This is a genomic window from Sphaerisporangium sp. NPDC004334 (assembly GCF_053602655.1).
Genome location: NZ_JBSGDZ010000003.1, coordinates 80,192 through 92,373, shown reverse-complemented (window position 1 = coordinate 92,373; position 12,182 = coordinate 80,192). Strand labels below are relative to the sequence as shown.

Annotated in this window: 9 protein-coding genes; 6 read left to right on the top strand and 3 right to left on the bottom strand. The window is 72.2% G+C overall.

What is annotated here, in order from left to right; translation table 11 throughout:
- Window positions 1-23: 23 nt before the first annotated feature.
- Complete coding sequence (gene fdhD, locus ACWEN6_RS04075; protein WP_452569083.1) at window positions 24-953, top strand: formate dehydrogenase accessory sulfurtransferase FdhD; 930 nt, start codon at window positions 24-26, stop codon at window positions 951-953.
- Between the two features lie 208 nt (window positions 954-1,161).
- A complete protein-coding gene (locus ACWEN6_RS04070) occupies window positions 1,162-1,746 on the top strand; it encodes an NYN domain-containing protein (protein WP_452568858.1) in 585 nt (194 codons plus the stop codon).
- A gap of 169 nt (window positions 1,747-1,915) precedes the next feature.
- Here ACWEN6_RS04070 and ACWEN6_RS04065 read toward each other — a convergent pair whose 3' ends face one another.
- The 3 genes from ACWEN6_RS04065 to ACWEN6_RS04055 form a co-directional block, all read right to left on the bottom strand.
- Window positions 1,916-4,609, bottom strand: a complete 2,694-nt coding sequence (locus tag ACWEN6_RS04065; RefSeq protein WP_452568857.1) for a phosphoenolpyruvate carboxylase — start codon at window positions 4,607-4,609, stop codon at window positions 1,916-1,918.
- 124 nt (window positions 4,610-4,733) lie between these two features.
- Window positions 4,734-6,290 (bottom strand): hypothetical protein, encoded by a 1,557-nt coding sequence (locus ACWEN6_RS04060; protein WP_452568856.1) that lies wholly within the window; start codon window positions 6,288-6,290, stop codon window positions 4,734-4,736.
- Window positions 6,266-7,108 (bottom strand): ABC transporter ATP-binding protein, encoded by an 843-nt coding sequence (locus ACWEN6_RS04055; RefSeq protein WP_452568855.1) that lies wholly within the window; start codon window positions 7,106-7,108, stop codon window positions 6,266-6,268. The genes ACWEN6_RS04060 and ACWEN6_RS04055 overlap by 25 nt, the downstream gene beginning before the upstream one ends.
- Before the next feature lie 94 nt (window positions 7,109-7,202).
- Here ACWEN6_RS04055 and ACWEN6_RS04050 point away from each other — a divergent pair, with 94 nt between their 5' ends.
- The 4 genes from ACWEN6_RS04050 (at window position 7,203) to ACWEN6_RS04035 (ending at window position 12,154) form a co-directional block, all read left to right on the top strand.
- On the top strand, window positions 7,203-8,801 hold the full coding sequence (locus ACWEN6_RS04050) for an acyl-CoA carboxylase subunit beta (RefSeq protein WP_452568854.1): 1,599 nt from the start codon (window positions 7,203-7,205) through the stop codon (window positions 8,799-8,801).
- A 9-nt stretch (window positions 8,802-8,810) separates the two neighbouring features.
- Window positions 8,811-9,014: an acyl-CoA carboxylase subunit epsilon gene (locus ACWEN6_RS04045; RefSeq protein ID WP_354837231.1), complete on the top strand. Its 204-nt coding sequence runs from the start codon at window positions 8,811-8,813 to the stop codon at window positions 9,012-9,014.
- Between the two features lie 103 nt (window positions 9,015-9,117).
- Complete coding sequence (locus ACWEN6_RS04040; RefSeq protein ID WP_354837233.1) at window positions 9,118-10,059, top strand: NYN domain-containing protein; 942 nt, start codon at window positions 9,118-9,120, stop codon at window positions 10,057-10,059.
- Between the two features lie 304 nt (window positions 10,060-10,363).
- A complete protein-coding gene (locus ACWEN6_RS04035) occupies window positions 10,364-12,154 on the top strand; it encodes a DNA-3-methyladenine glycosylase 2 family protein (RefSeq protein ID WP_452568853.1) in 1,791 nt (596 codons plus the stop codon).
- Window positions 12,155-12,182 lie beyond the last annotated feature (28 nt).

Below are 12,182 nucleotides of genomic sequence, written 5' to 3'. Positions count from 1 at the left end.
TGGCCGGCGCCCTCGGCCACGGAATGGCCGGCGCCCCCGAAGGCGGGGTGACAGGCGCTCTCGGGCGCGTGCGCCCCGGGCCGACCAGCAGGGTGCGGGTGCGCGAGGTCTCCGGCACGGCCGTGCGCGACCGGCGCGACGACCTGGCGACCGAGGAGCCGCTGGAGATCCGCGTCGCCGCGGGCGGCGACACCCGCACGCTGGCGATCACCATGCGGACGCCGGGGGCGGACTTCGAGCTGGCGGCCGGGTTCCTGTCCGGCGAGGGCCTCGCGGGGCCGGACGACATCGCCTCGATCGCCTACTGCACCGACGAGGACCTGCCGCCGGAGGCGCGCTACAACACCGTCACCGTGCACCTGCGCGGCCGCGCCCTGCCCGAGCACCCCTCCATGCAGCGGCACTTCCTGACCTCCAGCGCCTGCGGCGTCTGCGGCACCGCCAGCCTCGACGCCCTCCACACCCGCCACGCCGCCCTGCACGCCGTCCCCTCTGCCCTGCCCACCGATCCCTCCGGCTGCGCGCACACGCTGCCCCCCGTACCCGCGCAGGTCCTGTACGAGCTGCCCGGACGCCTGCGGCAGGCGCAGGGCATCTTCGGCAAGACCGGCGGCCTGCACGCCGCGGGCCTGTTCACGGCCGACGGGTCGCTGCTCGCCGTGCGCGAGGACGTCGGCCGGCACAACGCCGTGGACAAGCTGGTGGGCTGGGCGCTGCTGTCCGGCCGCCTGCCGCTGGCGGCCAACCTCCTGCTGGTCAGCGGCAGGACCAGCTACGAGATCATGCAGAAGGCCCTGGCCGCCGGCCTGCCCATGGTGTGCGGCGTCTCGGCCCCCTCCTCCCTGGCCGTCGACCTGGCCAGAGACTTCGGCATGACCCTCGTCGGCTTCCTCAGAGACCAACGCTTCAACATCTACGCCGCCCCCGACCGCGTCGTCACCCATCCTGAGTGACACAACAGCCACCACACCTCCCGGCGACGCCGTGGCCACGCCGTTGAGCACAGGCTGCCCGCCATACACACCAGGTCACCGAACTTTTACGTTGTGCACTCGGATGACGTGCCGCAGAGCTATCTTTCTGGCGGGAGTTACTTGCTACACTGACGTCATTACTCCCCGCCGTCCTACGGGACTGGCGGGGCTTTTTCATGGAGACAACGTGACCGAGCGCGTCGCCGTGTTCCTTGACTATCAAAATGTCCATCTAAGCGGCCACGGCCTGTTCGAGGCGTATGGAACACCTCTGTACTCCTGCGTACCCGAACCCGCCAAGATCGCCGACGTGATCGCCAAACGCCGGAGCCGCCCCAGCGAAGCCGTCGCCGTCCGGGTGTACCGCGGCAGGCCGGACCCGAACCACCAGCCCACCCCTGCGGCCGCGAACGACGCGCAAGCGGCCCGATGGCAGCGCGACCCTCGCGTCCACATGGTGCGCCGCCAACTGAACTACCGCGGATGGCCGGACCGGCCTCCTCAGGAGAAGGGCATCGACGTCGCGATCGCCGTCGATCTCATCCACCTCGCGCTACGAGGGCAGTACGACGCCCTCGTGCTCTTCTCCAGCGACACCGACCTGCTGCCGGCGGTGGAGACGATCAAGAATCTGCGGCTCGGGCACGTCGAGGTCGCCTGCTGGTCCGGACACAAGCCACTCCGTATTGCCAGAACGAACCTGCCGTACTGCCACTTCCTCAATGAGGACTGTTGGCTGGAGGTCGTGGACGACTGGAGCGGCAAGATCTGACAGCGTGCACCGAGTGATCCATCATCCAGCCCTGACCCTATGCGGAGAGATGGTCGGCCGACGGGCCCGCCGCGCAGCCACTGCGGTCTGTGCCGTAGACCACATCGCAGTGAGGGCTGAGGGCGTTGCGACGAATGCTTCGGCACGGAGCACCGTGTCGGCGAAGGTGTCAGCCGGTGTTCTGGAGGCCGGCGGCCACGCCGTTGACGCTGAGGAGCAGGAGGGTCTCCAGGCGTTCGCGCTCGGCCTCTGAGAGGGGCTCCTCGGCGCGGAGGGCGGCGAGGGCGCGCAGTTGCAGGTGGGACAGCGCGTCGACGTAGGGGTCGCGGAGCTGGACGGCGCGCGACAGCACGCGCCTGCTCTCCAGCAGCCGCGCGTGGCCGGTGACGGCGAGCACGAGCGTGCGGGTGAGGTCGTACTCGGCGAGGACCTGTTCGGCGAAGTCCGGACGGCCGCCGAGGGCCAGGTAGCGGGCGGCGATCTCGCGGTCGGTCTTGGCCAGGGACATCTCGGCGTTGTCCATGAGCGAGGCGAACAGCGGCCACTCGCGGTAGGCCTGGCGCAGCTCCTCGAGCCCCGGCCCCGGGTCGCCGGGGGTGGCCGGGTCGGGGCGGGTGGCGGCGAGCAGGCCGCTGCCCAGGCCGTACCAGCCGGGCAGGTTGACGCGGGTCTGCGCCCAGGCGAACACCCACGGGATCGCGCGCAGGTCGTCCAGCGACCGGGGGGCGCCGAGGCCGCGTCGCGCCGGACGGGAGCCCAGGCGCAGCGAACCGAGCTCCTCCAGCGGGCTGACCAGCCCGAACCACTCGGGGAACCCGGGCGCCTCGGTCAGCGAGCGGTAAGCGTGCTCGGAGGCGGAGGCGACCCGCTCGGCCAGCACGCGGTAGCGGGCGGCGGCGTCGGCCGTGCGGGACTCCACCGAGGGGGTGGAGGCGAGCAGGACGGCGTTGGTCACCTGCTCGATGTGCCGCAGCGCGATGGCGGGGTGGCCGTACCGGGCGAAGATGACCTCGCCCTGCTCGGTGACCTTGAACCGGCCGGAGACCGAGCCGGGGGCCTGGCCGAGGACGGCGCGGTTGGCCGGGCCGCCGCCGCGGCCGAGGGCGCCGCCGCGGCCGTGGAACAGCGTCAGCCGCACGTCGTTGGCCTGGGCCCAGGCGGCCAGCTCGGCCTGCGCGTCGTACAGCTTGAGCGTCGCGGCGGCCGGGCCGAGCTCCTTGGCGGAGTCGGAGTAGCCCAGCATGACCTCAAGTCGGCGCCCGTTGGCCTCCACGCGCTTGCGCACCGCGGGCAGGCGCAGCATGCCGGCGAGCACGTCGGCCGAGTTGGCGAGGTCCTCCCCGGACTCGAACAGCGGCACGACGTCGAGCACGGGCGCACGGCCGCCGAGCGCGTGCTCGGCCAGCTCGTAGACGGCGGCGATGTCGTCCGCCGACCGGGTGAACGACACGACGTACCGGGAGCAGGCCGTGACCCCGAAGCGCTCCTGGATCCAGGCGATCATGCGGATGGTGGCCAGGACCTCCTCGGTGCGCTCGGAGAGGGCGCCCTCGGCGATCTCGCGCAGCGCCGCGGCGTGCACCTGGGAGTGCTGGCGGACCTCCAGCTCGGCCAGGTGGAACCCGAAGGTCTCGACCTGCCAGATGAGGTGCTGGACCTCCCCGTACGCCTGGCGCGCCGCCCCGGCCGCCACCAGGGAGGACTGGCACAGGCGCAGGTCGGTGAGCAGGTCGTCGGGCGAGCGGTAGGCGAGGTCGAGGTCGCGGCGGCGGGTGGCGGCGATCTTGGCGGCCACGAACAGCAGCCACTGGCGGTGCGGCTCACGGGGCGAGCGCTTGGCCAGCTCGGAGACCAGCTCGGGGTGGTCGTCGGCCGCCGCGGTCAGCGCCTCTACCAGCTCCTTGCTGGGCGGGCTGTCGCCGTTCCAGACGGTGAGGCTGCGGCCGATGCGGGTGGTGGCGTTCTCCAGGGCGGTGAGCACGTGCTCGGCCTGGATGAGCACGGCCTCCCTGGTCACCCGCGCGGTGACGTTGGGGTTGCCGTCACGGTCGCCGCCGATCCAGCTGCCGTAGCGGATGTAGGCCCGGGCGAGCGGGGCCCGCCTGCCGGTGCCCTCGGCGAGCGCGGCGTCCAGCGAGCGGTAGATGCGCGGCACGGTGCGGAACAGCGTCTCGTCGAAGGCCGCCATCGCCGTGCGGACCTCGTCCAGCGGGTCGAGCTTGGTGTGCCGGAGCTGGGCGGTGCGCCACAGTAGGTCGATCTCCTCCAGCAGGTGGCGGTGGGCCTCCTGCCGTTCGTGCGCGCCGCGGTCGGGGGCGTTGTACTCGGCGAGCTGGACGCTGACACGCTGGATCGCGGTGGCCACGGCGCGGCGGCGCGCCTCGGTGGGGTGCGCGGTGAGCACGGGACGGAACTCCAGCTCGGCGATCAGCCGGGCGAGCTCGTCGTCGCCGAGGTCGTGCTTCAGCTCGCCGACCGCCGCCGCGAGCGACTCGGGCAGCGGCGCCTCGCCGGTGTCGCGCGAGCGCAGAATGCGGATGCGGTAGTGCTCCTCGGCGAGGTTGACCAGGTGGAAGTAGCAGGTGAAGGCGCGGGCGATCTGCACGCTGCGGTCGACCGGCCACTCGGCGACCATGGCGGCCACCTCGTCGACCGACAGCTCGCGCCTGCGGGCGGCGATCACCGCCTTGCGCAGCCGTTCGACGTCGGCCAGGAGGTCGGGCCCGCCGTCCTCGGCGATGACACGGCCCAGCAGCTCCCCCAGCATGCGCACGTCGGCGCGCAGTTCGTCGGGCATCTCGGAGACGGCACTGTGCCGTTCGGCAAGAGAACGTTCTGCCTGCTGTGATGCGATGGCGGCCATACCACGAAGGGTATCCAGTGTCTCCGACACGCTGGATACCAGTCTCATCCATTGGACTAGACCACTTGCCACGAGCCGGTGAACCGCACGGGACCCGCAGGTGAACCCGCACGCCGGGCCGGAATCAGGACGGCCGGGAGACGGCGGCGAGCAGGTCCGGAAGGCGGGCGTAGCCGATGGTCGCGGCGAGCCTGCGGCCCCCGACGCCCACCGCCAGCCCGTAGGGGACGACCAGCACCGACGCCCAGGTCAGCCCGAACAGCACCGGCAGCACCACCGGGGCCGACAACAGGCTCGTGCCGAGCATGGCGCCGAACGACCCGGCGAAGGCCACCCCGCCCTGACCGGGGGCGGCGCTGGTGAAGGCGTTGATCCGCTCGGGGTAGGTGTAGGGCAGCACCACGCTGATCACCGCGCCCACGCCGAGCGCGATCTGCAGCAGCCCGATCGAGGCGAGCAGCGCCGGGACGGCCCAGACCGCGTGCCCGCCGACCAGCGCCCCGGCGACGGACAGGAGCGCCAGCAGGGGGGCGGCGACCAGCGAGACGGCCAGATGCCGGCCGGCGAGGTCGGTGCGCAGGTCGCGCTGGGAGGAGTACACGATCGCGTTCATCCACAGGGCCCGCCCGTCGATGCCGAAGGCGTTGGCGCCCTGCAGCCCGATCATGAGCGCTCCGGCGCACGCGGCGGAGACGGCCAGCGTCGCGCCGGCCAGGCCGTTGGGGCCGCTGCTCAAGGAGAACATCAGCACTCCGGAGATGCCCACGGCGGCGATCCAGCCCATGCGTCCTCGCGGCTCGCGGCGCAGGTACTTCAGCTCCTTGGACACGACGGCGCCGAGCGGGCCGGCGGGGAGCAGCCCGTCGAAACGGCTGCGGCGCACCGAGCCGACCTCGGTGGAGGCGTCGGAGCGCACCATCGTCCGGCGCAGCACGACGACCCACACGTCGGCGAGGATCAGCACCACCACACCCACGGCCGCCACCTCGGCCAGCCCGGCGAAAGAGCCGTCCGCGATCGCGTGCGCGGCCATGCCCGGCGGCCCCCACCGCACCGCCTCGGCGAGGCTCCTCAGCAGTTCGCGCGGCGCGCCGCCGATGCCCCGGTTGAGCAGCAGGTTCGGCACCTGGGTGAGCAGGATGACGAACACGACGCCGATGGCCAGCAGGTCGCGTCCGCGCCGGGTGCGCAGCACCCGCGACAGCGCCGTGGTGACCACGCGCGAGGCCACCAGGCAGAACGCGAGCTCGAAGAGCGCCGCCACCAGGCCGATCAGCGCTCCGGAGACGTCGCGCGACAGGCCGACGACCGCGCCGAGGAGCGTGAACAGCGAGGCCAGCGGCCAGGGCCCGGTGACCGAGGCGGCGAACATGCCGACGGCCATCTGACCGGCGGTCAGCGGGAACAGCGACAGCCGCGCCGGGTCGAGGGTCTCGTCCACCCCGAAGACCAGCAGCGGGCCGACCACCCAGATCAGCGCGAGCAGGGTGAACAGCACCATGCCGGCGTCCGCCGCGACGTCGGCGGGCGCGAGCCGGAGCAGGCTGGTCAGCACCAGGCCGCCGCAGGCCGCCGCGGCCGCCCCGACGAGCGTGAAGACGAAGCCGATCTGGCGCATGGCGTCGCCGTGCAGGTTGCCGGCGATCAGCCGCAGCTTCAGCCGGACGAAGAGCCACGCCACGGGGCCCCCTCTCCGGAGCCGAGCCACGACAGGCCCTCCTCACCGTTGTCCCTGGCGCCGACCAGGTGGAGCAGGGCCTCGTTGAGGGTCTGGCCGCCGCGGACGTCGGCGAGCGGGCCCTGGGCGACGATGCGGCCGAGGTTCATCACCGACACCCAGTCGCACAGCCGCTCGACCAGCTCCATCACGTGGCTGGAGAACACGACGGTGGACCCGGAGGCGGTGTAGCGCCGCAGGACCTCGACCAGCGTGTTCGCGCTGATCGGGTCGACCCCTTCGAACGGCTCGTCCAGGAACAGCACCCGGGGGTTGTGCAGCAGCGCGGCGGCCAGGCCGATCTTCTTGCGCATGCCGGTGGAGTAGTCGACCACCAGCTTGTCGGCCGAGCCGGCGAGGTCCATGACCGTGAGCAGCTCCTCGGCGCGCCGGGCGACCTCGTCCTTGGCGATGCCCCTGAGCTGCCCGTTGTACATGAGCAGCTCGCGACCCGACAGCCGCTCGAACAGGCGCAGCCCCTCGGGGAGCACGCCGATGTGGGCCTTGACCGCGACCGGGTCGCGCCAGACGTCCACCCCGCCGACCTCGGCCGAGCCGGCGTCGGGCACGAGCAGGCCGGTGATCATGCTGAGCGTCGTGGTCTTGCCCGCGCCGTTCGGGCCGACCAGCCCGGCGAAGCTGCCGCGCGGCACCACCAGATCGACCCCCGCCACCGCCACCTGGTGCCCGAACCGCTTGAACAGCCCTCGTGTGCGGACCGCCTCGGCGCGTCCGGCCTGGCCCGCGACGGGCGCGTCGTCCCCGGCGGCGAAGTGGGTCATGTCGTCACTCTAACCGCGAGCGCCGCCGCGACCGGCCGAACCGATGCCGTGACCGGTCGAACGACGCCGCGACAGGGAGGACTACCCTACGGGCATGAGCGCTGACCCGGTTCCGCACGTCGATGGAGTTGACCCGCACACCACCGCGGGAAAGATCGCCGACCTGGAGCGGCGCCTGCACGAGGCCGCCAACGCCGGGTCCGCCCGGGCCGTGGAGAGGCAGCACGCCAAGGGCAAGATGACGGCGCGCGAGCGGCTGATCGCCTTCCTCGACGAAGGCTCGTTCGTGGAGTTCGACGAACTTGCCCGCCATCGGGCCACGGCCTTCGGCATGGCGGGCGAGCGCCCGTACGGCGACGGGGTGGTGACCGGGTACGGCACCGTCGCAGGCCGTCCCGTGGCGGTGTTCGCCCAGGACTTCACGGTGTTCGGCGGGTCGCTCGGCGAGGTCTTCGGCGAGAAGATCGTCAAGGTCATGGACCACGCGCTGAAGACCGGCTGCCCGATCGTCGGCATCAACGACTCCGGCGGCGCCCGCATCCAGGAGGGCGTGGTCTCGCTCGGCCTGTACGCCGAGATCTTCAAGCGCAACGTGCACGCCTCCGGGGTGATCCCGCAGATCTCGCTCATCATGGGGCCCTGCGCGGGCGGCGCGGTGTACTCCCCGGCGCTGACCGACTTCGTGCTCATGGTGCGGGAGAAGTCCCACATGTTCATCACCGGGCCGGACGTCATCAAGACGGTCACCGGCGAGGAGGTCACCTTCGAGGAGCTCGGCGGGGCGCGCACCCACAACTCCAGGTCGGGTGTCGCCCACTACGAGGCGGCCGACGAGAACGACTGCCTGGAGTTCGCCCGGGCGCTCCTGTCGTACCTGCCGTCCAACAACATGGACGAGGCCCCGGTGTTCGACTCCCCCGCCGAGCTGACGGTCACCGACGCCGACCGCGAGCTCGACACGCTGATCCCCGACTCGGCGAACCAGCCGTACGACATGCACCAGGTGATCGAGCACGTCCTGGACGAGGGTGAGTTCCTGGAGATCCACGCCGCGTTCGCGCCGAACATCGTGGTCGGGTTCGGGCGGGTCGAGGGGCAGCCGGTGGGGGTGGTGGCCAACCAGCCGATGAACTTCGCCGGCACGCTGGACATCGCCGCCTCGGAAAAGGCCGCACGCTTCGTCCGTACTTGCGATGCTTTTAATATCCCTGTGCTGACTTTTGTCGATGTACCGGGCTTCCTTCCGGGTACGGACCAGGAATGGAACGGGATCATCCGACGAGGCGCCAAGCTGCTGTACGCCTACGCCGAGGCGACCGTGCCGCTCGTGACGGTGATCACCCGCAAGGCGTACGGGGGCGCGTACGACGTCATGGGCTCCAAGCACCTCGGGGCCGACATCAACCTGGCCTGGCCGACGGCGCAGATCGCGGTCATGGGGGCCCAGGGAGCGGTGAACATCCTCTACCGGCGCGAACTGGCCACGGCCGACGACCCCGAGACCGAGCGGGCGCGTCTGATCACCCAGTACGAGGACACGCTCGCCAACCCCTACCTCGCGGCCGAGCGCGGGTACGTCGACGCGGTGATCCGGCCCTCGGACACCCGGGTGCGCATCGTCAGGGCGCTGCGCGCGCTGCGCAACAAGCGCCAGGCGCTGCCGCCGAAGAAGCACGGCAACATCCCCCTGTAGGAGGCGGCCATGGATCAGCCCTATCTGAGGATCGTTCACGGCGGCGCCACTCCGGAGGAGGTGGCCGCGCTGGTCATCGCCGTCGCCACAAGGACCGCAAAACCGGCCCAACCCGTCCGAAGCCGCGAACTATGGCGTAACCCAGCACATCAGATGAGAAGAGTCTTCCCCACCGGGCCAGGAGCGTGGCGGGCGAGCTCACGGCCTCATTAGATCTTTGGAAGTGGGTGTCAAGCGCGCTGAGAGTTGGGACTATCTAGAAATGGGGGAATATAGTCAGCCGATCATCGCCTAGGACCGAGGCCTGGAGGAGAGCATGGCAATCCCGGACCTCACACCGCATCCCGTGGCGGCGAAATACGCCGTCCTCGTGGACGTCGGCTATCTCTACGCTGCGGCGGGCGAGGTCATCCTGGGGGCCAAGGAGCGCAAGGAATACCGCGTCGCCGCGGACGAGCTCATCCAGGCCCTCAAGAAGCACGCGATGGAGCGCATCCCCGGCGAGCTGCTGCGGGTCTACTGGTACGACGCCGCCCGCGACCGGGTGCCCACCGTCGACCAGCGCGTGATCGCCCAGCTGCCCTGGGTCAAGGTGCGCCTCGGGAACCTCAACGCCCGCGGCCAGCAGAAGGGCGTCGACGCCCAGATCCGCAGCGACCTCGAAGCCCTCGCCCGCCACCACGCCGTCAGCGACACCGTGCTCATCGCCGGGGACGAGGACATGGTGCCCGCCGTCGAGGCCGCCCAGACGTTCGGCGTGCGCATCCACCTGTGGGGGGTGGAGCCGCCCTACGGCACCAACCAGGCCGAGCGCCTGGTCTGGGAGTCCGACACCGTGGAGGAGCTCACCGCCGACTTCCTGCGCCCGTACTTCAGCCGCTCCGCCCAGGTCGTGCCGGCCGCGCCGTCACCGCCCTCGCCCGCCCAGGTGTTCGCCGGGCGCACCGCCATGGCCAAGCCCGTCGTCAAACAGCCCGGTCAGGTCACCAAGCTCGGCCCCAGCCGGCCGAGGGTCGAGGAGGTCGGCGAGCACGTCGCGCAGAAGTGGATCCTCACCCGGGGCCGCGACAACATCCGCGACCTGCTCCCTGGACCGCTCCTGCCGACCGTCATCGACACCGAGCTGCTCATCGAGGCCGAAAAGGAGCTGGGCCACTCACTGCGCCCCTACCCCGAGGCCCGCGTCTGGCTCCGTGACGGCTTCTGGGCCCGCGTCTACCGAGAATTCGACCTCGGCGTCGGCATCTCCACCAAATAAGCGTGCTTCACCCCATGCCCGCCCGCTCAAGCCACGGTGGCCAACATCCCCTACCGCCGGGCCGGGCCCCCCACCGGCATCGCGGCAACGCGAAGCGATACGGCCGAAGCCAGGGGTCGGCGTGCCGGCACACCCCCATCTCACCCTCAGATGACCACTCGACCGGCGCCGCGGCGGCGGGAAGTGGCGCGGCGGGGCCGGCGCCATCGCGCGGTGGGCGGCCGGGGAAGCGCGGCGCCGGGTGGTCACAGCGGTGTCCGAATTCCGCCGGTCGCCGGGGCTGAGCAGGGCATAGCCTCGATCTGTGACTCCACACCAGACCCTCGACTTCGACTCCTGTTACCGGGCGGCGAGCGCCCGGGACATGCGGTTCGACGGGCGGTTCTACACGGCCGTCACCTCGACCGGCATCTACTGCCGCCCCATCTGCCCGGCCCGCACCCCCGCCAGGCGCAACGTCCGCTTCTACCGGCACGCCGCCGCGGCCGAGGCGGCCGGGTTCCGCCCGTGCCGCCGCTGCCGGCCCGAGCTCAGCCCCGGCGACCCCGGCTGGGACGTCGCCGCTGACCTCGTGGGCCGGGCCCTGCGGCTGATCGACGACGGGGTGGCCGACGAGTACGGCGTGGCCGGGCTGGCACAGCGGTTGCACGTGACCGAGCGCCATCTGCTGCGCCTGTTCACCGCCCGGCTCGGCGCCGGCCCCCTCGCGGTGGCGCGGACGCGGAGGCTGCTGCTGGCCAAGCAGTTGCTGACGGAGACCGCGCTCCCGATCACCGACGTCGCCTTCGCCGCCGGGTTCGGCAGCGTGCGCCAGTTCAACGCGACGATGAAGGAGGCGTACGGCTTCGCCCCGAGTGAGCTGCGCACGTCGAACGGCCCCCTCGCCGCCGCCCGCCGAGCCCCGGCGCCACGGGCGGCCGGCCACGCGGTTCCCGGGACGCGGCTCAGCGCCGGCCCGGCCGCCGATCGTGATGCTCATGGCACCCGGCTGGGTGATGCTCAGGGTTCCCGGCCCGGTGATGCTCAGGGCACCCGGCCCGGTGATGCCCAGGGCACCCGGCTCACCACCGCCGCGGAGCCTCCGGCCGCGCTCACGCTGCGGCTGAACCACCGGGCTCCCTACGACGCGGCGACGCTGCTGGGCTTCCTGGCCGCGCGCGCGATCCCCGGGGTGGAGGAGGCGGGCCCGAGTGGCTACCGGCGCGCCGTCACCGGAGGGTCGATCACGCTCACCCCGGCGGACGGGCACGTCAAGCTGTCGGTGACCCTGGACGACACCCGCCACCTGGCCAAAATTGTCTCGCGCTGCCGCCGCCTGCTGGATCTGGACGCCGACCCGGTCGCGATCGCCGACGCGCTGGGCGCGACCACGCTGCGGGCGCTGGTCGCCACGCGGCCCGGGCTCCGGGTGCCGGGCGCCTTCGATGGCTTCGAGCTGGCTGTGCGCGCCGTGGTGGGCCAGCAGGTCTCGGTGGCCGGCGCCAGGACGCTGCTCGGCCGCATCGCCGCCCGCGCCGGCACCCCCGCCAGACCGACCCCGCCCGGCGGCGGTATCGCCAGACCCATCCCGCCCACCGACCCCACCGAGCGGTCCACCCCGACCCCGCCCGCCGACGCGACCGAGCGGTCCACCCCGTCCGCCCACGTGACCGAGCGCTCCACTCCGCCCACCGACGCGACCGAGCGGTCCACCCCGCCCACCGACGCGATCAGCGGGGCCGGAGCCGACGGGCCGTCCCTGCTGTTCCCCACCGCCGAGCGGCTCGCGGAGGCTGATCTGTGCGGGCTCGGGCTCACCGGCCGCCGGGTCGCGACGCTGAAGGCGCTCGCCGAGAAGGCAGCCGCCGGCGAGCTGGACCTGGACGCGGGCGCCGACCCGGCCGAGACGGCGGCGCGCCTGCTGGAGATCCCCGGCATCGGCCCGTGGACCACCGGCTACATCGTGATGCGGGCGCTGCGCGACCCGGACGCCTGGCCCGATGGCGATCTCGGCCTGCGACGGGCCATGCGCGCGCTGGAAATCGCCGAGGACGACGTCGAACGCTGGCGCCCCTGGCGCGCCTACGCCGCCATGCACCTCTGGAGCTCGGAGTGATCCCATGCCACCGACCCCGGCACCGATC

Coding starts and splice junctions, on each gene's coding strand:
- fdhD (WP_452569083.1), top strand. CDS start 24: ATGGCCGGCGCCCCCGAAGGCGGGGTGACAGGCGCTCTCGGGCGCGTG.
- ACWEN6_RS04065 (WP_452568857.1), bottom strand. CDS start 4,609: ATGGCCGCCATCGCATCACAGCAGGCAGAACGTTCTCTTGCCGAACGG.
- ACWEN6_RS04055 (WP_452568855.1), bottom strand. CDS start 7,108: ATGACCCACTTCGCCGCCGGGGACGACGCGCCCGTCGCGGGCCAGGCC.
- ACWEN6_RS04050 (WP_452568854.1), top strand. CDS start 7,203: ATGAGCGCTGACCCGGTTCCGCACGTCGATGGAGTTGACCCGCACACC.
- ACWEN6_RS04045 (WP_354837231.1), top strand. CDS start 8,811: ATGGATCAGCCCTATCTGAGGATCGTTCACGGCGGCGCCACTCCGGAG.
- ACWEN6_RS04040 (WP_354837233.1), top strand. CDS start 9,118: ATGGCAATCCCGGACCTCACACCGCATCCCGTGGCGGCGAAATACGCC.